This window comes from Sphingomonas colocasiae, from assembly GCF_019880585.1.
GTDB lineage: Bacteria > Pseudomonadota > Alphaproteobacteria > Sphingomonadales > Sphingomonadaceae > Sphingobium_A > Sphingobium_A colocasiae.
Map to the genome: position 1 here is coordinate 291,406 of NZ_JAINVV010000003.1, position 24,417 is coordinate 315,822.

Consider the following 24,417-nt stretch of genomic DNA (forward strand, 5'->3'; position numbering starts at 1 on the left):
CCCCTCATCCGCCCCGCAACCCGTGATCTTCATATTCCTTGTGATCACTAGGTTTTTGAATTGCTAGCAGTCACTAGAAATATGTGCAAGAGCCAATTCCATGAGCGAAAAGCAGAGCAAGACTGCGAGCAGCGCCCCGCCCGGCACCCGCCAGTCGCGCGGCCGCGCACGGCGCGCGGCGGTGCTCGCCGCCGCGCGCAGGCTGTTCGCGCAACAGGGTTTCAAGGGGGCCAGCCTCGCCGCGATCGCGCAGGAAGCCGAACTCACCGATGCCGGCCTGCTCTATCATTTCCCCAGCAAGAACCATCTGCTGCTCGCCGTGGTGGCGGAAGGCGACCGCGAGCAGGACGAGGCGCTGGAGAAGGTGCAGACCGCGAAGGGCCTGCCGCTGATCGAGCGCATGGCGGAGTTCGGCGCCGATCTGGAGGCCGATCCGCTGCTGACCGCGCTCGACGTGACGCTTTCGGCCGAGCATCTGCAGGAAGATTCGGAAGTGAACCGCTATTTCGTCGCGCGGTACGAGCGGTTCCGATCGATGCTGGAAACCGCCTTTGCCGATGCCGCGCGCACGGGCGATCTGCGCGCCGACCTCGATCCCGCGGCGGAGGCGGTCAACATGACCGCCGTCATCGATGGGCTGCGGCTGCAATGGCTGCTGAGCGGCGGATCGATCTCGATGGCGCAGAATATGCGCGACTATGTACGCGGCGTGATCGCGCGGCTCCGCGCCTGACGCGCGATCGCGAACGATTTCATTGCGGCGCAAGCCGCGCTATCCGGAACGCTTCGGCACGATATCGGCGTTGCAACGCAGGACAATCCAGATGCAGATCGGTCCCCTGAAGCTCAAGGCGCAGCTCTATTGCGGCGACGAGATCGCGATGGGCCCCGGCAAGGCAGATCTGCTGGAAGCGATCGAACGCGAAGGATCGATCTCACGCGCGGGACAGGCGATGGGCATGAGCTATCGCCGCACCTGGCTGCTCGTCGACGCGATGAACCGTTGCTGGTCCGAACGGCTGGTGGAGACCATTTCCGGCGGCGCCAGCAATCGCGGCGCGCGGCTCACGCCCTGCGGCCAGGAGGTTCTGCGCCTGTATCGCGCGATCGAACATCAGCTCGAATCCGTCGCGTCGGGCGAGGCCTTCGCCGAGCTATCGGCGCTGCTGCGCGCGGCTCCGCTGGACCCGAAACATCACAGCTCCACCCCGCAGGCGGATTGAGGCAGGGACAGGCGCCGGTCGCCGGTGAAGACGCGATCGGTCAGCGTATCGAGAAACGCCTCGATCGCCCGCCGATCCCCGTCGGAGAGCCGGCGCGCGATATCGGCATGACGATCGATCGCCGCCGCGACAGTCGATGCACTGCCGTCATGGAGATAGGGGGCGGTCAGCGCGACATTGCGCAGCCCCGGCGTACGGAAACGGCCGATATCGGCGGCGCGCCCGGTGATCTCGCTCAACCCCGGATCACCTGCCGACGGGTCGTCTGCTTCCGGCTCGATCCGATGGAACCGGCCATCGCTCAGGTCCGGCCCGGCATGACAGGCGACGCAGCGCCTGGCGAACGCCCTTTCCCCCTGCTGCTGGATCTCGCTCAAGGCATCGCGCCGCCCGCTCCGCCATCGATCATAGGGCGACTGGTTGGAGATCATCGTGCGCTGGAACGCCGCCAGCGCCTTCGCCACGCCCGCCATGTCGATGCGCCCGTCCGCTTCGGGAAAGGCGGCGCGGAACATGCGGACATAGCAGGCGTCGCGGCCCAGCCGCGCCGCGATCTCGCCTTCCTTGCCGTTCATGCCCATCTCGACCGGCGACAGGCCCGTCACCGGGATCAGCACCTGCGCCTCCAGCGTCCTTACGCGCGGATCGCCCCAGGTCAGGCTTTTCGCCCAGGCGATATTGGCGAGGCCGGGCACGTTGCGCCGCCCCGGATCGCCATGGACGCCCGGATGCGTGGCGTTGCCGTCGGCAAAGGCGCGGCGCTGCACATGGCAGGTCGCGCACGACATGCTGCCGTCGATCGAAAGATCGGCGTCGTAGAACAGTCTGCGGCCAAGCTCGACCTTCGCCGCGCTCATCCTATTATCCGCCGGCACGCGCGGCGCGGGCCGCCCCTCGGGCCATGGCCAGCCCGCCGGACCGGCAATGGCTGCGCCGAGCAGCAGCCCGGCGACCGCCAGCCACAGCCTTCGCCCGCGGCTCATCTGTGCAATCAGGGCAGGCGTGCGATCATGACCGGCAGGCTCGGCCCGCCATTGCCCGCGATCTGCAACACATAGAGCCCCGGCTCCAGCGCGAAATCGACCATCTTGCGGATGCCCGAACAGGCGGGTCCGCGACCATGGGCGACCGACACCGCCACGGTGCCCGCCCGCACCACATCGATCCAGGCCGCCGATCCGATCGCCACACGGTAGGTGCCGGCCCGATCGACAGCAAAGCCGACCAGCCCGCCATGGCTGACCGAACCGCCCGGATTTTCGGGGCGCAGCGCGTAGCGCACGCTCGGCGTCGGCTGGAGCGACAGATCGACGCCCTTGCCGATGGCAAGCATCGCCGCATCGAGCGCGGCGGGATCGACGGCAGCGGCAAGGCCGGCACGCCCGGTCCAGCCGGCGAGCTCGGCGGGCAGCGGCGCTGCATCGGCGGGGCATGAAGGCTCCGCCTTCTGCGCCATGGCCGGGCTTGCGGCGAGCACCATCGCTGTGACGATCGCCGACATGGATTTCATGATCTTGAGCCTCCGGATCGGAACACGATATTCCGCTATATACAGCGAACTATATCTCACCATATACGGCGCCCCGAACGTCGGCAATCGACGCCACGAAAAGGGAGTCCGCATGCGCACCATCCTGTTTGTTTCGAGCTGCGCCGCAGCCCTGCTCGCATCGCCGGCCTTCGCCGAGGACGAGGCGGAGACCGCGAATGGCAGCTTCGAACTCGGCCAGATCATCGTCACCGGCCAGCGGCCCGATGGCCCGGCGATCGGCATCCATACGCTGGGGCAAGAGGCGATCGAGACCTTCAACCGCAATTCGCTCGACGATGCGGCGAACCTGATCCCCGGCGTCACCGCCGGCAACAGCGGCGGATCGCGCAACGAACGCCTGTTGTTCGTGCGCGGCTTCGACCGGTTCCAGGTGCCGCTGTCGATCGACGGCATCCGCGTCTACCTGCCCGCCGACAACCGGCTGGATTATGGCCGGTTCCTGACCCCGGACATCGCCGAGATCCAGGTCGCCAAGGGCTATGCCTCGGTGCTCGATGGCCCCGGTGCGATGGGCGGCGCGGTCAATCTGGTGACGCGCAAGCCGACAAAGCCATTCGAGGCGGAGGCGCGCGGCGTGCTCAACCTCGGCCGCGACGGCGACTATAACGGCTATACCGTGTTCGGCCTTGTCGGCACCCGCCAGGAGCGCTGGTACGCGCAGGCCAGCTTCGCGCGCAATTTCCAGGATCATTGGGATCTGGCCGGCGGCTTCACGCCCACCGTCAACGAGAATGGCGGCGAGCGCGATTTCAGCCGTACCGAGGATTGGCGCGTCAACGCCAAGATCGGCTTCACCCCCAATGCCACCGACGAATATGCGATCAGCTATACCCGGCAGGAAGGCTCGAAGAACGCGCCGCTCCACCTGACCGACACCAGCAATGTCAGCCTGCGCAACTGGGCATGGCCCTATTGGAACATCGAAAGCATCTATTTCCTGTCGACCACCGCGCTCGGCGACAAGGCGACGCTGAAGACGCGCGCCTATTACAACAAGCTGGACAACATGCTGCGTTCGTTCGACGATCGCACACAGACCACGCAGATTCTGGGGCGCGCGTTCGACAGCCCTTATGACGACAATGCCTATGGCGGATCCGCCGAACTGGCGGTGGCGCTGACCCCGGCCGACACATTCAGCCTGGCCTTCCACTATCGCCGCGACGAGCACAATGAATCGCAGACCAGCCGCCCGGGCTTGCCCGCCAGCGTGCCCGAACCGGAACAGACCAGCATCGAACGGACCTGGAGCATCGCGGCGGAAAATCGCTATGCGTTCAATGAGGCGTTCAGCCTGACCGTCGGCGCAAGCTATGACTGGCGCGACCTGGATGCCGCCGAGGAATATGGCGTGCCGCTGGGCCAGACCGGCGCCAGCCGCCTCTACAGCTATCCTCTGCGCAATGCCGGCGCCTGGAACGCGCAGGGGCGGCTCGACTGGCGTGGGGACACCGGCGCGGCGGCGCATCTCAGCATCTCGTCACGCGTGCGCTTCCCCACCTTGTTCGAACGCTTCAGCAGCCAGTTCGGCACGGCCGAAGCCAATCCGGACCTGAAGCCCGAGCGCGCAACCACCATCGAGCTGGGCGGCGAGCATCGGTTCGGCGCTGTCCGCGCTTCGGCGGCGATCTTCTACAGCAAGCTCGACGACGCGCTGGTTTCGGTGCGGACCTCCGCCAATCTCAACCGCCGCGAAAATTACGGTTCGGCCGACTATTATGGCGGCGAACTCGCGCTCGACGCAGAGCTGAGCCCGGCGCTGCAGATCGGCATCAACTACAGCTATATCCATCGCAGCTTCGATGTCGGCACGCCGCCCACCGGCGGGCTCATCCGGCCGTTCCGCCTGACCGACGTGCCCGATCACAAGGGCTTCGCCTGGCTGTCGTGGAAACCGCTCGGCGGGCTGGAGATCGTGCCGAACCTGGAATTCGCATCGGACCGCACCACCGTCACTCCGGCATCGGCCAATGGCCTCGCGCCCGTCTATTACGATACCGGCAGCTATGTGACCGCGGGCCTTCGCATCGACTATGCGATTACCCCGCAGATCACGCTGGGCGTGGGCGGTCGCAACCTGTTCGACACCGATTATGTGCTGACCGATGGTTTTCCCGAGCCCGGCCGTACCCTGTTCGCGAGCATTCGCGCGCGATATTGACCCGAACGACGCGCCGGGAGAGCCCACGGACCTCCCGGCGCCCATGTTGCACCGATTTTCCTTCAAATCCCGATTTGATCGGGCCGCGAGACGCGCTATCTGTGCGCCCATGCGTAATCATAGTGTCCTTCGTACCCTGAGTACCGCCATCCTGCCGGCGATCGCGCTGGCGGGTCCCGTTTTCGCGCAATCGGCGCCGACCCAGCTTGTGCCGGGCCAGCCGGGCGGGCCACCCGCTCCGCCTGCCGCGCCGGCCGCGCAACGCGTCACGCCTCCGGCGGTGACGCCCGTCGCGCCTGTCGTGCCGCTGCCGGCCCTGTCGCCGGCGCAGGCCGCCTGGCTGACCGACTGGCTCGGCGACGGCGCGGAACATGGATTGACGGCGAGCGCCGCGAAACAGCAGGCACCGGCCGGCGAAGCGCTGGTGCGCGCCGCGCTCGATCGCGCGCGCGCGCTGCATGTCGGTCGCGTCGATACCGGCGATTTCCTGGAGATCTGGGCGCTGCGCCCCGCCGCCTATGATCCGCTGCCCGCCTTCGCGGCCGCTGTAGCGGCCGATCGCCTGCCGCAATGGGCGGCGGACCTCACCCCGCCCTATGCCGGCTATGAGGGGCTGAAGGCCGGCCTCTCCAATTACGAGAAGATCCGCGACGCCGGTGGCTGGCCCAAGCTCGTCGCCGCCTCCCCCCCGGCGGCGGTGCGCGAACGGCTGCTGGTCGAGGACAAGAACGTCACCGCGACCGAGAAGCTGTCCGATGCGATCCAGCGCGCGCAACGGCGTTACGGCCTCAACCCCACTGGCCAGCTCGATGCGCGGACATTGGCGGCGCTCAACGTGCCGGTCGCGGACCGGATCGCCGCGATCATGGCCAATATGGAGCGCTGGCGCTGGCTGCCGCGAGAATTGCCCGTCAATCGCGTGCAGGTGAATATCGCCGCCGCCGTGCTGACCGTGTTCGAAGGCGACGCGCCCGTCGCGTCGATGCGCGCCGTCACCGGCAGCCCGGGCAACGAGACGCCGATGCTCGTATCCAGCATCCATTCGATCGTGCTCAATCCGCCCTGGAACGTGCCGAGTTCGATCGCCAAGCGCGAACTATGGCCCAAGGGCCGCGCCACGCTGCTGCGGCAGGGCTACAAGATCGTCGGCACGCCGCAGACGGGCGAGCGCATCGTCCAGCCGGCGGGGCCGAACAGCGCGCTGGGCCAGCTCAAATTCGATTTCGACAACCCGTTCGCGGTCTATCTGCACGACACGCCGTTGCGCACGAAATTCTCGAGCTATGATCGCCTCGCCAGCCATGGCTGCGTCCGCCTCGAAAAACCGATTCCGCTGGCCGAACTGATGATGAAGGACGATCCGAAGTTCGGCGGCCAGATTCAGGCCACGATCGACACGGGCAAGACCCAGCGTGTCCAGCTTCCGAAGCAGGTGGCGGTCTATCTGTTGTACTGGACCGCCTTTGCCAGCGGTAACGGCGCGATGAACTTCCGCGCCGATCCCTATGGCTGGGACAAGCTGCTGGCCGGCAAGATCGAGGCATCCAGCCGCCGTGCGGCCACCATCGCCATTGCATCCAAGGGGAAATGACCATGCGTATCGTTCTGCTTCTGACCGCCGCGGCGGCCACGCTTTCGCTCGCCGCCTGCGGCAGCAAGGAACCCGAAGCGCCCGCGCTCGAAAATAATGTCGTCGAAATGCCCGAAGACCTGACGCCGGTGAACGAAACCCCGCCGGCGGAGAATCTGACCAATGAAGTGACGCCGGCCGCACCGCCGCCGGCCTTCACCGATGACGAGCAGATGCGCGACGATGCCGACGCCACCGGCCTGACCGCTCGCCTGCCGCGCAGCGACACCGAAGCACCCGTCGCCAATGAGGCCGCCGAGCGCTAGGATCGGAACGGTTCCCGCGAACCGGCTCTGGTGAGCCCCGGCCCGGCGCATCGTCGCCGGGCCGGGAATTGGCGAAGCGGGATTTTGATACTATATCTCCCGTATGGACCGCCGCACCTTTTCAAGGCTTGCGTTGACCGGGCTGGGCATTGCCGTCCTGCCGCCATCGGTCACACGTGCCGAACCCGAAGATCTGACCGCCGCCAAAGGCACTGGCGCCGCACCGCTTTCGTCATGGGCGCCACCATCGGCGCGCACGCCGGGCGTGCCCGACAAGCCCTATGCGCGCCTGCTCGATCGCGCGCGCGCGATGCTCGACACCCATGCCGGCGCCTTCGCGCTGCGCGACCGGATCGCGATCGCCGATTTCAGCATGGCATCCCGCGCGTTGCGCTTCCACATCGTCGACCTCGTGAGCGGCCAGGCCAATTCCTATCTGGTCGCGCATGGCCGCGGATCCGATCCCGAGCATTCGGGCTGGCTTCGCAGCTTCTCCAACGAGCCAGGATCGCTCGCGACATCAGACGGCGCCTACAAGACCGGCGAGATCTACCATGGCGTCCATGGCGCCGCGATGCGGCTGATCGGGCTCGATTCGCGCAACAACAATGCCGAATCGCGCGCCATCGTCATTCACGGCGCCGATTATGTGGGCGAGAACCAGATCGCGACCTGGGGCAAGCTGGGCCGAAGCGAAGGCTGCTTCGCCGTCGCGCCGCATATGCTGCCGCAAGTGCTCGGCATGCTGGGGCCGGGCCGGCTGCTCTACGCCGACAAGGTTTGATCCCGAAGGAAAGACTTCTCCGGTCCGGTGGCTTGCCCTGCCGCCGCGTCGCTGGCATGGGGGCATTTCCTGGGGCGCTTAGCTCAGTTGGTAGAGCATCTCGTTTACACCGAGAGGGTCGGCGGTTCGAGCCCGTCAGCGCCCACCAGGAGCTTCCCCGATCATGCCAGTAATCCCGCGTCCTTCACTGCGGTGAAATAGGCGTTCATCGATCCGGCGACCGCATCGGAAAGGCCGATGAACACGCGGCGGCCGTCCATCGGATCGGCCGTGCGAACGAGCAACCCCTGTTCGGTCATGATCCGGATCCAGCGCAATGCGGTGGTCGGCGGCACCGCCGATGCGATGCACAGGCTGGAGACCGCGACCGCACCGCCCTCCAGCCGCGCGGCGGCGAGATCGAGCAGCATGTCCCAGGCGGGATCGGCGAAGAGGTCGTCGCCGAAGAAGCGTGCGCGCAGCCGGCGTGCGCGGATGACGCGGCGGAAATCGCCCGCCGTCATCGCATCGCCCCGAGCTTCAGCCGGACCGGCGTGATAACCGCGCGCATGCTCACGCACGGTCCGGCCCGATCGAGGCTCGTCCGCTGACGCGGCGAATGCCTCCGCGATACGGCGGAGACCCTCGCTCTGGCCGCTCGCATCGCCCGGCAATCCGGTTTGCGCGGCGCGCAGGGCAATCGCGGTCGCGAGTTCCAGCGGTGTGGGCTCGCAGAGAAGTTCGATTGCGGCATGCGTGATGGCGGCAGCCACCCGATCGATCATCGCGACCGGCAGCGTCACCATGCCATGGCAACGTCCCTGGCGTGCCGCACGATCGATTGCCGCGAGAAGCATGTCGAGCGCGCGCCCTTCGTCCGCGCCGATCGCCAATATCAGGTGCCGCGTTTCCCCGCCCGCCTCGATCCGCGCGATCGCTTCGGCATGATCGAGCGGGCCGACCGGACGGCATCCGACCGCCTGCGCCGCCGCCGTCGCCGCGGTCGTCGCCAGCATATCCTGCCCCAGGATCAGCATATCGGCCTGCGCCCGATACGCGACCGGGCCTGCGCCCCCATCGCCCAAATCATCCCCCCAGCAACCCAAGGCACCATGCGACCGGCACATGCTGCACCACAAATAACCATATCCCACGAAAAAGCATGCCCCCGCAAAGGCGGGGATTGGAGCCGGTTTCCCGAAAAAGCGATGCGACCTCAAATGGCTGTGGGAGCCGCAAGATCCATGGTTCCCGCCGCCCCTCGCTGGACGGCGGAGGAGTCAGCGCAATGTCCGGCGTCGCCATCGCCGGAACAGGCCGCGTTTCGCCGGCGCCTCGAACATCTCCTCGGGTCGTTCGGGATCGAGCAGTTCGTTCTCGGCGATGAAATCCTCGACCGCGTCGGGTTCTTCCAGGATCAGCGGTGCCAGCGTCTTGCGATGCCCGCGCAGCGCCTCGATCGTCTCGATCAGCGAACCGGTTTCCGCGAGCTTTTCGGCCACCGCGTCCTCGGTGACGCCGAGATGTTCCGCCAGCAGCCGGGTGCGCATCGCCGCGATCGCGGCCGTGCAGTCGCCATTCCCCGGCAGGCGGCAATCGAGCGCGAGATCGCATTCGCTGTCGAGCCCGAGCGAGCGGTTGTTCATGTTGGACGATCCGATGCGCAACACGCGATCATCGACGATCATCACCTTTGCATGGACATAGATGTCGTCGCCCCGCACCGTCTTTGGCGTATAGATGCGGAAGCGCCTGCTGCTGTCGATCGCCTCGATCGCGCGCACCAGCTTAACGCGCGCGCCGTCCATCGCCTTCTGCTCCAGCCAGCCATCCGCGCTGACCGGATTGACCATCACGATCTCTGGGGGATGCGGCTCCTGCATGCGCCGCGCGATCGCGGCCGCCAGCTTTCCGGAGGTGAAATACTGGTTTTCTATATAGAGGAAGCGCTTCGCATCGGCGATCAGATCGAGCCAGAGCGCCTCGATCTCGCGGACTTCGGCGACTTGTCGATATTCGGCGCGCGTCCGTGCGATGGCGATGTCGACATCGCGAAACTGCGGTTCGAGATCATCGGGCCAAGGGTCATTATCCTGCGGGATCGGCGGCAGATCCTCGCCGGTCGCAACCTGCCAGCGATCATGTCCGAGTTCGGCAAGCGCCTTGGCCGCCGCGCCATCGACCACCATCGTCACATCGTGCCAGGGCCCATAGGGCTGGCCCGCCGGCCTGCGGCGGCAGGGATCGTCGTCGCGATGCGCGCTGGTGTCCCAACGATCGCCGGTCATGTCGATACCGCCGCAGACCGCGAAGCTGTCGTCGATGACGACAATCTTCTGATGATGGCTGCATCCCGTGGGATGCGCACTGTCGAACTTGAAGGTGATCTGGCGCGTCATCGCCCAGCGCCCCAGCATCAGCAGCGACGCGCCACGACCAAGCTGCTTGAGCGCGCCGACATCCCATTTGAGGATGTCGATCGCGATCTCCGGACGCCGGCGCGCGATATCGAGAAGCAAGGCGCCGAGCGTCTGGCCCTGCTTGCCCTTTTCGCGTTCGAGTTCGATGCGCGCGTCGAAATCCCAGCCGATCAGCAGGATACGATGCCGGGCCTTCTCCATCGCCTGGCGCGCGACATGAAAATAATCGCAGGCATCGACGATGACCGCCGCACGATCCGCACGTGCGACCTGCCAGCAATTTCTGCCGGGTTCGATGACCGACTGCTTCGGATCCCCACCACTCATGCGCGTGAAACCCGTCCGTTACGGTTTCGTTCCGTCACGTCATGAAGCAAGGCGTCGGCAAGGTCATTTCGCAGGTCGCGGATCGCCGCACCGCAACCGCTCGCAGCCCCCGCCGTATCGAAGATCAGCGTCGAGAGACCCAGCCGGCGCTGCAGCCAGTTCCGCCGCAACCCGAACGTCTGGATATTGGCGATCGGCAGGATCCACAGCGCGCGGCGCCAAAATCCCGCCTGAATGAACAGCAGGTCCCGATCGAGCACATAACGGTGGCTCCGCCGCTCCGCGAGCATGAAGGCAAGAAGCGCCGGAACCGCAAGCCCGGTCAGGATCAGCCTGGGATCGAACATGGTCGCGACCACGACAAAAACCGACAGGATGACGGCGGCGGGCAATAGCGCCTTCCACACATGGCGCCGGGACACGCGGATGAGCCGGGCATCGCCGGGCAGCCGCAGCCGGCCCGTTTCGGCAAGGATCGCGGCGATCTCGTCGCTACGCGCAAAGGGCGCCGCGTCCTGCGATCCGCCACCGTCCTCCCCCTCGCCCATGCCCAATGTCTGGAATGCCAGCGTCTGGAAACCGGCGGCGCGACGGACCGGCCCGGACAGAAGCTGTCCAAGCTGGATGCGCGTTCGCGGGATCAGCATGTCGCGGCGGGTCAGCAGGCCGCGTTCGCAGCGGAAACCGGTCCGCTCGCGCGTCAGCCGAAAGCCGAAATCGCGCATCAGCGTCTTCACGACACCGCTTGCCAGCCCCAGCATGATCGCGAGCAACAACACCCCGGCGATCGCGCCAGGAGTCACCCGTCCCGCCAGATTGCGCTCCGCCAGCCCGATCCATGCGCCGATGTCGCGCACGTCGAAGGGCAACCAGTCGGAGGCGCTTTGCAGGACGGCGAAGATACCGGCGATCCACAACAGCGAGAAATTGAACAGTCCTGAAAGGATCACGCGACCGAGCGGCATGATGAAGAGCGGCGCTGCGGCGGGGGCCGTTTCGTCGGAGGCGATGGCGCGTGGCGCACCGCGCACCGCCGCGCGGATCCGCTCGGCTTCGGCCACCATCACGCTGTCGAGCACGCCTTCGTCGGCGCCCTGACCGCCGGTCTCGAAACGCAGCCGGACCAGACCGAAGATGCGATGCAGCGGCCCCTGCTCGAAATCCACGTCCTGGATCCGGTCGAAAGGAATGGTGCGACGGCTGCGCTGGATCAGCCCCTGTTCGATGACGAGTTCGCCCGATCCCACGCCATAGCGGAAGCAGCGCCAGGCGACCCATCGCACCAGGCCAGACAGGGCAAGGCTCCCGGCCGCGATCGGCAGGAAATACCGCCAGCCGATGTCCGACGCCATCGTCAGGATCGCGGGAAAGACGAGCAATGTCTGCGGCAGCGCCTTGAGCAGGCGCAACAGCATCGTGCCGGGATGCAGCCGCCGGTCGGCGACGACGGGCTCGGTCACGCCGCGTCCGCGCGAATGCGGGTGCGGATATCGTCGCGCAGCCGTTCCGCGGTTTCGCTGTCCAGCCCGGGAAGCACCACCAGGCTGTGCGCCGTTCCGGCCGTATGCAGCATCAGCCGGCTGACGCCGAAGACACGCTCGATCGGCCCCTGCGCCACATCGATATGCTGGACGCGGACGAATGGCACGACGGTCAAGACGGTGGTCAGCACGCCATGCGCGAGATGAAGCTCATCGGCCTCCACACGATAACCCCAGGCACGATAGCGGCGGCCGGGGGCGATCAGGCAGGGATAGATGAGGGCAAGCACGACAAGGCCCGCGATCAGGCCGGGTGGAGGCAGGCCGTCCGCCACCGTCGCCACGACGAGTTCGGCGGCAAGGGCCAGTACGATCAGAATGATCGCGGCGATGGCGCCATGGATGCGCATCACCCAGAGCTGGCCCGAATCCAAAGCTGTCACGAGTCACTCCCGGTCATGCGTTCCACCGGGATATCTACGCAAATCGCCGCGACGGGAATACGGGGGCGGCCGATACGCGCCGCCCCCGCCCCCTATGCCATCGCAATGTGGCGTCAGGCGCCGACCGGCTTTCCATCGGTGCGGCGGATGACGACGGTCGAGGAGCGCGGCTCCTTGCCCGATTCCGGCCAGTTGCCCGTCGGATGCTGCACGTTGATGAAGAAGGTCGTGAGATCGGGCGAATAGGCGATGCCGGTGATCTCGTTGCCCGCAGGCCCGACCAGGAAGCGGCGCGAACGCTTGCTCGTCTGATCGATATAGAACATCGCATTATAGCCGAAAGTGCCGTCGATGGTCTTGCCGGCGACGCCCGAATTGCCGGGAACCGAGTGATCGGTCTGCACCCACAGCCGGCCCTGCGGATCGACACGGATGCCGTCCGGGCTGGAGAAGGTGTCGCCGACGATATTGCCGACCAGATTGTCGCCGCCGCTCGCCAGCGACGGATCGCCCGCCATCAGGAAGATGCTCCAGGTGAAACTGGTCGCCAACGGCGAATCCCCGTTTTCCTTCCACTTGACGATATGGCCGTGGAGGTTGGTGACGCGCGGGTTCGCGGCATCGACGACGCGGCGCCCCGAATTGTTGGTGAGCGTGCAGAAGACCGACTTGTCGGGCGCGACCGTGATCCACTCCGGACGATCCATGACCGTGCCGCCGGCGACGCGCGCGGCGACCTTGGTGTTGATCAGCACGTCCGCCTGGGTGGCGAAGTTCACGGTCGCCGGGGTCTGCGGCCCCTGCGAAACGTTGCCCGGATCGACCGCGCCGACGACCAGCCCGTTCTTGCCCTGGGTCAGTTCGACCCAGTCGCCGGTGCCGTCCGCCTTGAAGCGTGCGACATAGAGCGTGCCGCTGTCGAGCAGATCGGTGTTCGCCGCCCGGTTGCTCGGCGAATAGGCGCGGCTCGGGATGAACTTGTAGATGCAGCCGGGCGTGCCGTCGTCACCCATGTAGAAGGCAACGCGGTTGCCCGTATCGGTCAGATAGGCGACATTCTCGTGATCGAAACGGCCCATCGCGGTGCGCTTGGTCGGTTCGGCCAGCTCGCCCCGCGGATCGATCTCGACCACCCAGCCATAGCCGACGGCCGGACGGGTCGGATCGAGATAGTTGTCCGTCGTTTCTTCGCAGGTGAGATAGGTGCCCCAGGGCGTGGCGCCGCTCGCGCAGTTGTTGAGCGTGCCGACGACGCTGGTGCCGACGATGCCCGCGGCGGGGCCGCCGACGCGGTAGATGCTGTTGCCGGTATAGCGCTTGTTGTAGGTCGAGTTCTTGTTGACCGACCATTTACCGTCGCTGGCCTTCGTGACCTCGATCACCGAAACGCCTACCGCCGAAAGCGCGATCTTCTTCTGTTCGGCCGTCGCGGTCGATGCGTTGTACGATTTGCTGGCGAACAGGATGTTATAGTCGGGCAGTTCGTGGTTGATCGCGAGCAGGCCGCCCTGATTGGCGCCGAGCGTCGGATGCTCGAACAGATGCATGCCGTCGTGATTGCCGCCCGCGACCTTCTCGGCATCGGCCGAGGCGAGGAAGGCGCCCGGCGACCAGGCGGTCGCACCGGCGACGACGGCATCGCCCGCCGAGAACAGGACTTCAGCGACATAGCCCGCCGGAACGGTGACCTTGTCGTCCTGATTGGCAGCGACCGCGGTGAAATCGACCGCATAGCTGACCGGGGTCGGCGTGGGCGTCGGGGTCGGCGTGGGAGTCGGTGTGGGCGTCGGCGTCGGCGTATCGTCGTCCGAGCAGGCGGCGAGGCCACCGGCGAGGCCGAGCGCGGAGATCAGGCCGAAGCTCTTGAGGATCGAGCGGCGGCCGGGATTGGCGGCAACCAGTTCTTCGAGCGACTGGCCGGGAACGGTGATCGTGCCGTCAGCGTCGCGATAAGGCGCGCGCGCTTCGTCCGTGAGATGCGACATTTAGGATGTCCCCCTAATGTAAAGGCTATGAATCGAAAGCGCTGGGGCGCTGCGGCGTCGTTAGCGGCGGGCAATGACGGCGCGGCGTATCGTCCATGACGAACGAGCGACAATCGCGTGACAATCCGGAAACATCTACGGCCCGGCGAACCTGATATCGCCCGGCGACCTCTCCTTCGCTAATATCAAGGTGCAGGGATGCAGACGCATCCGCACCTTGGAACGCTCAAGCGCCGTGCGGGCTTGACCAGGATGCGATGAGTCAGGCTCATCGCATCCTAGTATAAGTTCGAAATCCGGCCTGGCCGCAAGGGAGAGCGATGTGACCGACCTGACTTTCTATACCAATCCGATGTCGCGCGGGCGGATCGTGCGGTGGATGCTGGAGGAAACCGGCGCGCCGTACGAGACGCAGGTGCTCGACTATGCCAGCACGATGAAGCAGCAACCCTATCTGTCGATCAATCCGATGGGCAAGGTGCCGGCGATCCGGCATGGCGAGAGGATCGTCACCGAATGCGCGGCGATCTGCGCCTATCTGGCGGATGCCTTTCCCGAGGCTGGGCTGGCGCCGCCGACCGACGACCGCGCCGATTATTATCGCTGGCTGTTCTACGCCGCCGGCCCGGTCGAACAGGCGGTGACCAACAAGGCGATGGGCATGACGCCGACCGCGGAACAGGGCCGCATGGTCGGTTATGGCAGCTTCGACCGGATGGTCGATGTGATCGAACAGGCCGTGTCGGATCGCGAATATATCAGCGGAGACGCCTTCACCGCCGCCGACGTCTATGTCGGATCGGCGCTCGGCTGGGGCCTTCAGTTCGGCACGTTGCCCAGGCGCCCGGCCTTCGAGGCCTATGTGGGAAGACTGTTCGCCCGCCCCGCCTATCGGCGCGGAAACGAGAAGGATGACGCGCTGATGCCCAAACCGGCCTGACCATCGCGAACGAAAAAGAAAGGGCCCGGCGGATCGCTCCGCCGGGCCCTTCTCCTTGGCCTGTGGCCGCCGCGATCAATCGCGACTGCCGAGCAGGTTGAGCAGGAACGTGAACATGTTGACGAAGTCCAGATAGAGCGACAGCGCGCCCATGATCACGGTCTTGCCCATCATGTCCGTGCCCGCGACATAGGCATACATGCTCTTGATGCGCTGCGTATCGTAAGCGGTCAGGCCCGCGAACAGCAGCACGCCGACGATGCTGATCACCAGCGACATCACGCTGGACTTGAGGAACAGGTTGATCAGCGAAGCGACCAGGATGCCGACGACACCCATGATCAGGAAGGTGCCGAAGCCGCTCAGATCCTTCTTGGTCGTGTAGCCGAACAGGCTGAGACCGGCGAAGGCGGCGGTGGTCGCGAAGAAGGTCGTCGCGATCGATTCACCCGTGAAGCGCAGGAAGATGGTGGACATCGAAAGGCCCATCACCACCGCGAACGCCCAGAACAGCGCCTGCGCGGCGCCGGTCGAGAGGCGATTGATGCCGAAGCTCAGCACCATCACGAAGCCGAGCGGCGCCAGCATGATGATCCATGCCAGCAGGCCGCCGGACATGATGATCGTCGCAGCCGGGGATTCGATGCCGCCGCGCGAGAAGAGCAGCGCGACGATACCCGTCAGCAGGACGCCCGACGCCATATAGTTGTAAACGGAAAGCATGTACGACCGCAGACCCGCATCATATGCGGCATCGCGCGCACCCGCCTGTGCAGGGAAAGGCGCGGCGGTCGCCCGGGGATCAGACCAGTCAGCCATTGAAATACATCTCCTTTGACCGGCAATTTGCCGGATGGTCCGAATATCGTGGCAATCGGGGTGCGATTCAAGGAAAACCGGACAGTCCAGCCAATCCAGCAACATTTGGAAACAATTGCCGTGCACAGACTGTTCGTCGCCATCCGTCCCCCCGCAACGATCCGGGCATTGCTGCTCGGCAGCATGGGTGGTGTTCCCGGCGCGCGCTGGCAGGACGATGACCAGTTGCATCTGACGTTGCGCTTCATCGGGGAGGTCGACCGTCATGTCGCCGCCGATGTCGCCGCCGCGCTCGGCAGCGTGCGCCATCCACCGTTCGAACTGTCCCTGTCGGAAATCGGCACCTTCGATCGCAAGGGGCGGATCGATACGCTCTGGGCGGGCGTTCGCCCGCACGACGATGTAGAGGCGCTTCACCGGAAAGTGGACCAGGCGGTGGTGCGCGCCGGCCTCCCCCCTGAGGGCCGCGCTTTCCAGCCGCACATCACGCTAGCGCGTTTCACGCGCGGTGCCGGCGACCTCTCGGGCTTCGTGTCCGCACATGGCGGAACTTCAAGCCAGCCCTTCGCGGTCGCGCATTTCGGGTTGTACGAATCGACATTGGGCAGCGAAGGCGCGCGCTACGAGCTGATCGAACGGTACGCGCTGGGGTGAAGCGGCGCCCCGCGCGCCGGGCTGAAACTACCCGGTCCGCGCGATCCTCTCCGCCAGGCCCTGCGCACCCGCCATCACATCCGCCCAGGTCACATCGAACCCCGCATCGTCGCCATAATAGGGATCGGCCACAGCCTGCCCCGCACGACCGGGCGCATGATCGAGCAACAGGCTGAGCGCCGCGCGGGCTCCGTCCGGCCGCAGCCGCTCCAGATCGCGCAAATTCTGCCCGTCGAGCGCGATCACATGATCGAAGCGGTCGAAATCGGACGGGGCGACCTGGCGTGCCCGCAGGCCCGATATATCGGCCCCTCCCCGCCGTGCCGCCGCCTGGGCCCGCCGATCGGGCGGATTGCCGACGTGCCAATCGCCCGTGCCGGCGGAATCCGCCTCGGCATCGAGCCCGATCCGCGCCGCTTCAAGGCGGAAGGCAGCTTCGGCCAGGGGAGATCGACAGATATTGCCGAGACAGACGAACAGCACGCGAACGGTCAAATGATTTCCCTTTCAATTCGGCTCTGCTAGCCATTCGCAAAGACAAGAACAATCGGGGGGATGGCCGTGACGGGGATCCAGGACGCGCAGACCGGCCAGCCCGCGCCGCCGAGCGAGCGTTATGCCTGGTACATGCTCAGCGTGCTCGTGCTCGTCTACATGCTCAACTTCATCGATCGCCAGATCCTGAGCATCCTGGCCGAGGACATCAAGCGCGACCTCGATCTCACCGATGCCGATCTCGGCTTCCTCTACGGCACGGCGTTCGGCGTCTTCTATTCGCTGTTCGGCATTCCGCTCGGGCGGCTGGCGGACAAATGGCATCGCGTCCGGCTGATGACCGCCGGTCTCGCCCTGTGGTCCACGATGACCGCGCTTTCGGGTTTCGCGCGCAACGGCCTGCAACTCGCCGCCGCGCGGATCGGCGTGGGCATCGGCGAGGCCACGGCGAGCCCTTCCGCCTATTCGCTGATCTCCGATTCCTTCCCGCGCGAGAAGCGCGCGACCGCGCTCGCCATCTATTCGGCCGGCCTGTATCTGGGCGGCGGCCTGTCGCTGTTCATCGGCGGGCTGATCGTCAAGAACTGGAATCTCGCTTATCCCGATGGCGGGCCGATGGGGCTGGTCGGCTGGCAGGCGGCGTTCCTGGCGGTGGGACTGCCCGGCCTGCTCGTCGCGCTCTGGGTCTCGACGCTGCGCGAGCCGGTGCGCGGCCTGATCGAAGGCACGGTGACGCCGCCCGCCGAACGCCCTTTTCGCGATTTCCTGACCGAATTGACGACGATCGTGCCACCGCTGACACTGGTTTATGCAGCATCGCGCGGCGCCAGGGCCTTTGCCGTCAATCTGGTCGCCGCGATCCTGATCGGCACGATCGCCTGGCGACTGGCGGTGCTGACCACCAGCTGGCAGCAATGGGCGGCGATCGGGCTCGGCGTCTATGCCGTGTTCAGCTGGGCGACGGCGCTGCGTGCCCGCGATCTGCCGACCTATCGCCTGATCGTCGGCACGCCCGCGTTCATACTCACCGTTGTCGCCTATGGCCTCAATGCCTTCATCGCCTATGCGATGAGCTTCTGGGCCGCCCCCTATGCGATGCGCGTGCTCGGCGCGCCCGCCGATGAAGCCGGCTTCCTGATCGGCGGCTCGGGCGCGCTCGGCGGTTTCCTAGGCGTCGTCCTTGGCGGCCGCATCGCCGACCGGCTGCGCCGCACCAATCCGGCCGGACGACTGGCCGTGGTGATCTTCAGCGCGGTCGCGCCCGTGCCGTTGATGATCCTGGGCTTCACTGCGGAGAGCCTGCCGATCTTCTACGCGATCGTGCTGCCCACCCAGGCGCTGGCCAGCGCCGCGCTGGGCGCCGCGGCGGCGACAACGCAGGATCTGGTGCTGCCGCGCATGCGCGGCACCGCGACTGCGACCTTCTTCATCGGCACGACCTTGCTGGGTCTGGGACTCGGCCCCTATCTGGCGGGCTATGTCTCGACGCTGACCGGCAACCTCGCGACCGGCATGCTTTCGCTGATCGCCACCGTTCCGGTCGGGCTGGGCGCCGCGATCGCGGCCTACCGCCTGCTGCCCGCCGCCGAAGCCAGCCGGACCGAGCGTGCGCGCGCGGCGGGCGAGGCGATCTGAGGAGGCCCTCGCCGCCTTGGATCGCTGCCTATGCGATCAGCCCGTAGATCAGGACGAATCCTGCGACATAGGTCATCAGGAACAGCCGAATATCGCTCCCGAGGCGCGATGGCGGGATGAGTGCCGGAGGCGGGAAACCGCGGCGGATCGAGTGGCCGGCGGCATCATTGGCGAAGGCGATCGCGGGTTCCATGCGCCAAAAGTTAACAAAGCGTTTACCTTTGAAAAGCGCTAAATAAGGTTAATCGCGCGGCGTACCGCTTTGGGACGCAGGCTGCGGCCCCGGCCCGCACGGTCGAAGCGCTTGCCTTTCTTCGCATATCGGCAAAGAACAGGGGCAAGATGCAGGGCGACATGCCCGCCTTGGGGGACAATTTCACCGCATGACCAGATTCCTGATCGGCCTTGCCGGCATTGCCGTCATCCTCGCCATCGCCGTCGCCCTGTCCTCGAACCGCCGCCATATCCGCCTGCGCGTCGTCGGCGCGGCGTTCGCGCTGCAGGCGACGATCGCGGTGCTCGTGCTCTATGTACCCGCCGGCCGCGCGCTGATCTCCGGCCTGTCGAACGGCGTCTCGCACCTGCTCGGCTATTCGAAGGAAGGCACCAATTTCATCTTCGGCCCGCTCGCCTCACCCGAAGTGGGCGGCAACAGCTTCGCGATCGCGGCACTGCCGGTGATCATCTTCTTCGCGGCGCTGATCTCGATCCTCTATTATCTGAACGTCATGCAGTTCGTCGTGAAATGGATCGGCGGCGGCATCCGCAAGGTGATCGGCATCTCCAAGGTCGAATCGCTGTGCGCGGCGGCGAACATCTTCGTCGGCCAGAGCGAATCGCCGCTCGTCATCCGGCCCTATCTGGCGAGCCTGACACCGGCGCAGCTCTTCACCGTGATGGCATCGGGCATGGCGGGCGTCGCGGGCACCATCCTGGCAGCCTATGCGGCGATGGGGATCAAGATCGACTATCTGCTCGCCGCCAGCTTCATGTCCGCGCCGGGCGGCATCCTGATGGCCAAGATCATCATGCCCGACAATCCGGCCGACGCCGATATCGAGCCGATCGACTTCGTCGATTCGATCCATGACGAGGAACGCCCCGCCAACATCATCATGGCCGCCGCGCAGGGCGCGCAGACCGGCGTGAAGCTGGCGGTCGCCGTCGGCGCGATGGTGCTCGCCTTCGTCGCGCTGGTCGCGCTCGCCAACGGCATATTGGGTGCGGTGGGCGGGTTGTTCGGCCATCCCGAACTGAGCTTCCAGATGCTGCTCGGCTATATCTTCGCCCCCGTCATGTTCCTGCTCAACGTGCCATGGCACGAGGCGCTGGCCGCCGGCGGACTGTTCGGCGAGAAGATCGTGCTCAACGAATTCGTCTCGTTCATCCATCTCGGCGCGACGCAGTCGCAGCTTTCGCCGCTGACCGTCGCGATCGTCACATTTGCGCTGTGCGGCTTCGCCAATTTCAGCTCGATCGCCATCCAGATGGCGGTGACGGGCAATCTCGCGCCCAATCAGCGCCCGGTGATCGCGCGGCTCGGCATCAAGGCGCTGATCGCCGGCAGCCTCGCCAACCTGATGAGCGCGGCGCTGGCGGGCATGCTGATCACGCCGTGACACGCACGGCGGGGCCGTTCGACGCCGCCGCCGTTGCCGCGATCGAGATCGCGCCCGGCGCGATCGACGCGGCGGTCGCGGCCATTCGGCCCGCCATGGATGCGGATGCCGATCTGCGCCTGGCGGTTTCGTGCATCGATCTGACGACGCTGCGCGGCGACGATACCGAACCGCGCGTCCGCGCGCTTTGCGAGCGCGCCATCTCAGCCGGCGTCGCGGCGGTTTGCGTTCATCCCGTGATGGTGCCCACCGCCGTCGAAGCACTGGCCGGCAGCCGTATCGCCATTGCCTCGGTCGCGGCGGGCTTTCCGCATGGCCTGTCGCCGCTTGCGACACGTATCGCCGAGATCGAGGCGGCGGTGGCGGACGGCGCCACCGAGATCGACATCGTCATCCGGCGCGGCCATGCGCTGGCCGGCGACTGGCAAGCGCTTCACCAGGAGGTCGCGGCGTTCCGCGCGACCTGCGGGCCGGCGCATCTGAAGGCGATCCTGGCGACCGGCGAACTGGCCGACGCGACGATGATCGCGCGGGCCGCCCATGTCTGCATCGCGGCGGGCGCCGATTTCATCAAGACATCGACGGGCTTCGAAACCGTCAACGCCACCCTTCCCGCCGGTGCGGCGATGCTGTCCGCGATCCGGGACTGGCATCGCGAAACCGGCGAGCGGATCGGGTTCAAGGCGGCGGGCGGGATCGCCACCGCATCCCAGGCGCTGGAATGGATCACATTGGTCCACGCGATGCTGGGCGAGGACTGGCTCACGCCGGCATTGTTCCGCATCGGCGCATCGCGGCTGCTCGACGATATCCTTGCCCGGCACGGGGATTGACGCGGCCCGCGCAGCGACGGAGACTTCGATCGGGCAAACGGGGAGTGACGCGTGACGGTCGTCGAAACGGCACGACAGGGAGACGGCTCGGCGATCACCCTGCCCGCGCGGCCCGAGGCGCTGCGCCTCTCCCCCGCCGAAACCGCGGTGGTCGTCATCGACATGCAGAATGCCTATGCCTCCCCTGGCGGCTATGTCGATCTGGCGGGCTTCGACATTTCGGGGGCGGCCGGCGTGATCGGCAAGATCGCCACGGTACTGGATACGGCGCGCGCCGCGGGCGTGCAGGTGATCTTCCTCCAGAATGGCTGGGATCCCGACTATGCCGAGGCCGGAGGGCCGGGCTCGCCCAACTGGCACAAGTCCAACGCGCTGAAGACGATGCGCGACCGCCCCGAACTCGCCGGCACGCTGCTCGCGCGCGGCGGCTGGGATTATGAACTGGTCGATGCGCTGAAACCCCGGCCGGGCGACATCTCGCTGCACAAGACGCGCTATTCGGCCTTCTTCAATTCACAGCTCGATTCCACGCTGCGCGCGCGCGGCATCCGCAACATCGTGTTTGTCGGCATCGCATCCAATGTCTGCGTCGAAAGCACGCTGCGCGACGGCTTCCACCTCGAATATTTCGGCGTGATGCTGGAGGATGCGACGCATCATCTGGGGCCGGAGGCGATGCACCGGGCCACCATCTACAATGTCGAGAAATTCTTCGGCTGGGTCTCGACCGTCGCCGATTTCTGCGGCGCATTCGGCCAGTCGCCAAGCCAGCCAGTCAGGGAGTAGAGCATGCCGTTCGAACCGATCAATCCACCGCAATTCCCGAAGCCCATCGCGCCCTATTCGGCCGCAGCCAAGGCCGGCAACACCGTCTATGTCTCCGGCGTGCTCGCTTTGGGTGAAGGCGGCGCGGTGCTTCATGTCGGCGACGCGGCAGCGCAGACGCGCCATGTGCTGGAAACGATCAAGACCACCCTGGAAGCCGCCGGCGCGACCATGGCGGATATCGCGATGAACCATATCTTCCTGAAGGACCTGGCCGATTACGCCGCCTTCAACACGGTCTACGCCGAATATTTCCCGGGCGACAAGCCGGCGCGCTACTGCGTCAAATGCGAGCTGGTGAAGCCCGATTGCCTGGTCGAGATCGCCAGCGTGGCGCATATCGGCCAATGACCGACGGCGCGAGCGATGCGCTGACGATCGCCGGCCTCCATGTCGAACAGCACGGACCGGCCGATGCGCCGCCGCTACTGCTTTCACCGGGGCTCGGCGGATCGGGCGCCTATTGGGCGCCACAGATCGGAAGCCTCGCCAAGGCGCGGCGCGTCATCCTCTACGATCATCGCGGCACGGCGCGGAGCGACCGCGCGCTGCCCGATGCTTCGGTGGAGGCTATGGCCGACGATATGGTGGCGGTTCTCGACGGGCTGGGCATCGCGCGCGCCGATGTGATCGGCCATGCGGCTGGCGGGATCGCCGGGCTGGCGATGGCGCTGAAGGCGCCTGAGCGGATCGGCCGGCTGATCGTCGTCAATGGTTGGGCGAGCCCCGACCCGCATTTCCTGCGCTGCTTCGAAACCCGGCTGGCGCTGCTCCGCGACAGCGGCATCGGTGCCTATGTCCGTGCACAGCCATTATTCCTCTATCCCGCCCCCTGGATCAGCCCGCATCTCGCCCGGCTCGACGAAGAGGCTGCGCACCATATCGCGAGCTTTCCAGGGTGCGAGACTGTGGAGCGCCGCATCGCCGCGCTCGGCGCCTTCGATATCACGGATCGGCTGGGCGATATCCAGGTGCCGTTGCTGGTGATTTCGGCGGAGGACGACATGCTTGTGCCCTTTCCCGCCGGCTCCCGGCTGGCCGCCGGCGTGCGTGGCGCGGCCTTCGCCGCGATGGCGCGCGGCGGCCATGCCTGCAACGTCACCGAACCGGATGCTTTTAACGATGTCGTGTCAGGCTTCCTCAATCAGATCGGACCGATACCGGCAGCCTGAAACTCGGGGGATTATCAAAATGGAAATCGGCGTCTTCGTACCGATCAACAACAATGGCTGGCTGATCTCTGAAAACTCGCCACAATATATGCCGAGCTTCGATCTCAACAAACGGATCGCGCTCAGCGCGGAGAAGCACGGGCTCGATTTCCTGCTGTCGATGATCAAGCTGCGCGGTTTCGGCGGCAAGACCGAATTCTGGGAATATGGGCTGGAAAGCTTCACGCTGATGGCGGGGCTCGCCGCCGTCACCGAGAAGATCAAGATCTATGCGACCTGCCCGACCCTGATCATCCCGCCCGCCTTCGCCGCGCGGATGTGCAACACGATCGATTCGATCAGCAATGGCCGCTTCGGCCTGAACCTCATCACCGGCTGGCAACGCCCCGAATATAGCCAGATGGGCCTGTGGCCGGGGGACGAACATTTTCGCAATCGATACACTATGTTGTCCGAATATGCTCGAATCCTGCGCGAGCTTTGGAAAACCGGGCGAAGCGACTTCAAGGGCGATTATTACCAGATGGAGGACTGCCTCGTCCGGCCGTTGCCGACGGGCGACATGAAGATCATCTGCGCCGGCTCATCGGACGACGGCCTCGCCTTTTCCGCGCAATGGGCGGACTATGCCTTTTGCCTGGGCAAGGGCGTCAACACCCCCACCGCTTTCGCCTTCAACAATGACCGGCTGGCCGCCGCGACCGCGAAGACGGGGCGCGACGTCAAGACCTTCGTGCTGATCATGATCATCGCCGACGAAACCGACGAAGCCGCGATGGAGAAGTGGATCCACTATCGCGAGGGCGTCGACCAGGATGCGGTCGCCTGGCTGGGCGAACAGGGCGCAGCCGACAAGACATCGACCACCACCAATGTCCGCCAGCTCGCCGACCGGGAATCGGCGGTCAATCTCAACATGGGAACGCTTGTCGGATCCTATGCCAGCGTCGCGCGCATGCTCGACGAGATGGCGGCGGTTCCCAATACGGGCGGCGTGCTGCTCACCTTCGACGACTTTATCGAGGGCGTCGAGAATTTCGGCACGCGCATTCAGCCACTGATGAAGAGTCGCGCGCATATCGGTTGAAATGGAAGGATTTTTTTGATCTGACGCGAGATCGCGGAGTCACCTCCTTAATTTGTCCACGTCATTCCGGCGAAAGCCGGAATCTCC

24 protein-coding genes and 1 tRNA gene are annotated in these 24,417 nt (G+C 65.9%); 16 read left to right on the forward strand and 9 right to left on the reverse strand.

What is annotated here, in order from left to right; genetic code table 11:
- The first annotated feature begins 100 nt into the window (after positions 1–100).
- The gene (locus K7G82_RS05005; protein WP_222988739.1) at positions 101–733 is read left to right on the forward strand and encodes a TetR/AcrR family transcriptional regulator; all 633 of its coding nucleotides are present in this window, start codon (positions 101–103) and stop codon (positions 731–733) included.
- Positions 734–824: 91 nt separating this feature from the next.
- Positions 825–1,223 carry a winged helix-turn-helix domain-containing protein gene (locus tag K7G82_RS05010; protein WP_222988740.1) on the forward strand — a complete coding sequence of 133 codons (399 nt, stop codon included), beginning with the start codon at positions 825–827 and terminating at the stop codon, positions 1,221–1,223.
- On the opposite strand, the gene K7G82_RS05015 is transcribed toward K7G82_RS05010, so the two are convergent.
- Both K7G82_RS05015 and K7G82_RS05020 read right to left on the reverse strand, forming a co-directional pair.
- Complete coding sequence (locus tag K7G82_RS05015; protein WP_222988741.1) at positions 1,196–2,206, reverse strand: cytochrome-c peroxidase; 1,011 nt, start codon at positions 2,204–2,206, stop codon at positions 1,196–1,198. The genes K7G82_RS05010 and K7G82_RS05015 overlap by 28 nt on opposite strands.
- Positions 2,207–2,214: 8 nt before the next feature.
- A complete protein-coding gene (locus tag K7G82_RS05020; RefSeq protein WP_246623279.1) occupies positions 2,215–2,733 on the reverse strand; it encodes a homogentisate 1,2-dioxygenase in 519 nt (172 codons plus the stop codon).
- A 112-nt stretch (positions 2,734–2,845) separates the two neighbouring features.
- On the opposite strand from K7G82_RS05020, the gene K7G82_RS05025 reads away from it, so the two are divergent.
- The 5 genes from K7G82_RS05025 (at position 2,846) to K7G82_RS05045 (ending at position 7,764) form a co-directional block, all read left to right on the forward strand.
- Entirely contained in the window at positions 2,846–4,936 is a 2,091-nt protein-coding gene (locus tag K7G82_RS05025) for a TonB-dependent receptor plug domain-containing protein (RefSeq protein WP_222988742.1), read from the forward strand.
- A 109-nt stretch (positions 4,937–5,045) separates the two neighbouring features.
- Positions 5,046–6,527: a L,D-transpeptidase family protein gene (locus tag K7G82_RS05030; RefSeq protein WP_222988743.1), complete on the forward strand. Its 1,482-nt coding sequence runs from the start codon at positions 5,046–5,048 to the stop codon at positions 6,525–6,527.
- Between the two features lie 2 nt (positions 6,528–6,529).
- Positions 6,530–6,832: a hypothetical protein gene (locus tag K7G82_RS05035; protein WP_222988744.1), complete on the forward strand. Its 303-nt coding sequence runs from the start codon at positions 6,530–6,532 to the stop codon at positions 6,830–6,832.
- A gap of 103 nt (positions 6,833–6,935) precedes the next feature.
- Positions 6,936–7,616 carry a murein L,D-transpeptidase catalytic domain family protein gene (locus tag K7G82_RS05040; RefSeq protein WP_222988745.1) on the forward strand — a complete coding sequence of 227 codons (681 nt, stop codon included), beginning with the start codon at positions 6,936–6,938 and terminating at the stop codon, positions 7,614–7,616.
- Between the two features lie 72 nt (positions 7,617–7,688).
- Positions 7,689–7,764: transfer RNA gene (locus K7G82_RS05045), tRNA-Val, on the forward strand.
- Between the two features lie 13 nt (positions 7,765–7,777).
- On the opposite strand, the gene K7G82_RS05050 is transcribed toward K7G82_RS05045, so the two are convergent.
- The 5 genes from K7G82_RS05050 to K7G82_RS05070 all read right to left on the reverse strand — a co-directional run bounded on the left by K7G82_RS05050 (position 7,778) and on the right by K7G82_RS05070 (position 14,251).
- Positions 7,778–8,680 (reverse strand): helix-turn-helix domain-containing protein, encoded by a 903-nt coding sequence (locus tag K7G82_RS05050; RefSeq protein WP_222988746.1) that lies wholly within the window; start codon positions 8,678–8,680, stop codon positions 7,778–7,780.
- A 195-nt stretch (positions 8,681–8,875) separates the two neighbouring features.
- Positions 8,876–10,342, reverse strand: coding sequence for a phospholipase D-like domain-containing protein (locus tag K7G82_RS05055; RefSeq protein ID WP_222988747.1), 1,467 nt, complete (start codon positions 10,340–10,342; stop codon positions 8,876–8,878).
- Positions 10,339–11,802: a PH domain-containing protein gene (locus K7G82_RS05060; protein ID WP_222988748.1), complete on the reverse strand. Its 1,464-nt coding sequence runs from the start codon at positions 11,800–11,802 to the stop codon at positions 10,339–10,341. The genes K7G82_RS05055 and K7G82_RS05060 overlap by 4 nt, the downstream gene beginning before the upstream one ends.
- Positions 11,799–12,266 carry a PH domain-containing protein gene (locus K7G82_RS05065; RefSeq protein WP_222988749.1) on the reverse strand — a complete coding sequence of 156 codons (468 nt, stop codon included), beginning with the start codon at positions 12,264–12,266 and terminating at the stop codon, positions 11,799–11,801. Before K7G82_RS05065 ends, K7G82_RS05060 begins: the two co-directional genes overlap by 4 nt.
- A gap of 113 nt (positions 12,267–12,379) precedes the next feature.
- Positions 12,380–14,251, reverse strand: a complete 1,872-nt coding sequence (locus K7G82_RS05070; protein ID WP_222988750.1) for a PhoX family protein — start codon at positions 14,249–14,251, stop codon at positions 12,380–12,382.
- Between the two features lie 322 nt (positions 14,252–14,573).
- On the opposite strand from K7G82_RS05070, the gene K7G82_RS05075 reads away from it, so the two are divergent.
- Positions 14,574–15,191: a glutathione S-transferase family protein gene (locus K7G82_RS05075; protein WP_222988751.1), complete on the forward strand. Its 618-nt coding sequence runs from the start codon at positions 14,574–14,576 to the stop codon at positions 15,189–15,191.
- A 75-nt stretch (positions 15,192–15,266) separates the two neighbouring features.
- On the opposite strand, the gene K7G82_RS05080 is transcribed toward K7G82_RS05075, so the two are convergent.
- Positions 15,267–16,010, reverse strand: a complete 744-nt coding sequence (locus K7G82_RS05080) for a Bax inhibitor-1/YccA family protein (RefSeq protein WP_222988752.1) — start codon at positions 16,008–16,010, stop codon at positions 15,267–15,269.
- A gap of 120 nt (positions 16,011–16,130) precedes the next feature.
- Here K7G82_RS05080 and thpR point away from each other — a divergent pair, with 120 nt between their 5' ends.
- Complete coding sequence (gene thpR / locus K7G82_RS05085; protein ID WP_222988753.1) at positions 16,131–16,664, forward strand: RNA 2',3'-cyclic phosphodiesterase; 534 nt, start codon at positions 16,131–16,133, stop codon at positions 16,662–16,664.
- Positions 16,665–16,691: 27 nt separating this feature from the next.
- Here the strand turns inward: thpR and K7G82_RS05090 are convergent, their stop codons facing one another.
- Positions 16,692–17,159 (reverse strand): low molecular weight protein-tyrosine-phosphatase, encoded by a 468-nt coding sequence (locus K7G82_RS05090; protein ID WP_222988754.1) that lies wholly within the window; start codon positions 17,157–17,159, stop codon positions 16,692–16,694.
- Between the two features lie 60 nt (positions 17,160–17,219).
- Here K7G82_RS05090 and K7G82_RS05095 point away from each other — a divergent pair, with 60 nt between their 5' ends.
- The 7 genes from K7G82_RS05095 to rutA all read left to right on the forward strand — a co-directional run bounded on the left by K7G82_RS05095 (position 17,220) and on the right by rutA (position 24,330).
- Positions 17,220–18,794, forward strand: coding sequence for an MFS transporter (locus K7G82_RS05095; RefSeq protein WP_222988755.1), 1,575 nt, complete (start codon positions 17,220–17,222; stop codon positions 18,792–18,794).
- A gap of 383 nt (positions 18,795–19,177) precedes the next feature.
- Positions 19,178–20,413: a NupC/NupG family nucleoside CNT transporter gene (locus K7G82_RS05100; RefSeq protein ID WP_222988756.1), complete on the forward strand. Its 1,236-nt coding sequence runs from the start codon at positions 19,178–19,180 to the stop codon at positions 20,411–20,413.
- Positions 20,410–21,246: a deoxyribose-phosphate aldolase gene (deoC, locus tag K7G82_RS05105; RefSeq protein WP_222988757.1), complete on the forward strand. Its 837-nt coding sequence runs from the start codon at positions 20,410–20,412 to the stop codon at positions 21,244–21,246. Before K7G82_RS05100 ends, deoC begins: the two co-directional genes overlap by 4 nt.
- 51 nt (positions 21,247–21,297) lie before the next feature.
- Complete coding sequence (gene rutB / locus K7G82_RS05110) at positions 21,298–22,032, forward strand: pyrimidine utilization protein B (RefSeq protein ID WP_343228530.1); 735 nt, start codon at positions 21,298–21,300, stop codon at positions 22,030–22,032.
- 3 nt (positions 22,033–22,035) lie between these two features.
- Positions 22,036–22,422 carry a pyrimidine utilization protein C gene (gene rutC, locus K7G82_RS05115; RefSeq protein ID WP_222988758.1) on the forward strand — a complete coding sequence of 129 codons (387 nt, stop codon included), beginning with the start codon at positions 22,036–22,038 and terminating at the stop codon, positions 22,420–22,422.
- Positions 22,419–23,243 (forward strand): pyrimidine utilization protein D, encoded by an 825-nt coding sequence (gene rutD / locus K7G82_RS05120; RefSeq protein WP_222988759.1) that lies wholly within the window; start codon positions 22,419–22,421, stop codon positions 23,241–23,243. Before rutC ends, rutD begins: the two co-directional genes overlap by 4 nt.
- Before the next feature lie 19 nt (positions 23,244–23,262).
- A complete protein-coding gene (rutA, locus tag K7G82_RS05125; protein ID WP_222988760.1) occupies positions 23,263–24,330 on the forward strand; it encodes a pyrimidine utilization protein A in 1,068 nt (355 codons plus the stop codon).
- Positions 24,331–24,417: the final 87 nt, after the last annotated feature.

Excerpts from the sequence above, each read along its gene's own strand:
- rutC (WP_222988758.1), top strand. The coding sequence starts at position 22,036 with ATGCCGTTCGAACCGATCAATCCACCGCAATTCCCGAAGCCCATCGCG.
- K7G82_RS05100 (WP_222988756.1), top strand. The coding sequence starts at position 19,178 with ATGACCAGATTCCTGATCGGCCTTGCCGGCATTGCCGTCATCCTCGCC.
- K7G82_RS05095 (WP_222988755.1), top strand. The coding sequence starts at position 17,220 with ATGGCCGTGACGGGGATCCAGGACGCGCAGACCGGCCAGCCCGCGCCG.
- K7G82_RS05070 (WP_222988750.1), bottom strand. The coding sequence starts at position 14,251 with ATGTCGCATCTCACGGACGAAGCGCGCGCGCCTTATCGCGACGCTGAC.
- K7G82_RS05010 (WP_222988740.1), top strand. The coding sequence starts at position 825 with ATGCAGATCGGTCCCCTGAAGCTCAAGGCGCAGCTCTATTGCGGCGAC.
- rutA (WP_222988760.1), top strand. The coding sequence starts at position 23,263 with ATGGAAATCGGCGTCTTCGTACCGATCAACAACAATGGCTGGCTGATC.
- K7G82_RS05005 (WP_222988739.1), top strand. The coding sequence starts at position 101 with ATGAGCGAAAAGCAGAGCAAGACTGCGAGCAGCGCCCCGCCCGGCACC.
- K7G82_RS05055 (WP_222988747.1), bottom strand. The coding sequence starts at position 10,342 with ATGAGTGGTGGGGATCCGAAGCAGTCGGTCATCGAACCCGGCAGAAAT.
- K7G82_RS05030 (WP_222988743.1), top strand. The coding sequence starts at position 5,046 with ATGCGTAATCATAGTGTCCTTCGTACCCTGAGTACCGCCATCCTGCCG.
- K7G82_RS05040 (WP_222988745.1), top strand. The coding sequence starts at position 6,936 with ATGGACCGCCGCACCTTTTCAAGGCTTGCGTTGACCGGGCTGGGCATT.
- rutD (WP_222988759.1), top strand. The coding sequence starts at position 22,419 with ATGACCGACGGCGCGAGCGATGCGCTGACGATCGCCGGCCTCCATGTC.
- K7G82_RS05080 (WP_222988752.1), bottom strand. The coding sequence starts at position 16,010 with ATGGCTGACTGGTCTGATCCCCGGGCGACCGCCGCGCCTTTCCCTGCA.
- K7G82_RS05020 (WP_246623279.1), bottom strand. The coding sequence starts at position 2,733 with ATGAAATCCATGTCGGCGATCGTCACAGCGATGGTGCTCGCCGCAAGC.
- K7G82_RS05035 (WP_222988744.1), top strand. The coding sequence starts at position 6,530 with ATGCGTATCGTTCTGCTTCTGACCGCCGCGGCGGCCACGCTTTCGCTC.
- K7G82_RS05025 (WP_222988742.1), top strand. The coding sequence starts at position 2,846 with ATGCGCACCATCCTGTTTGTTTCGAGCTGCGCCGCAGCCCTGCTCGCA.
- K7G82_RS05015 (WP_222988741.1), bottom strand. The coding sequence starts at position 2,206 with ATGAGCCGCGGGCGAAGGCTGTGGCTGGCGGTCGCCGGGCTGCTGCTC.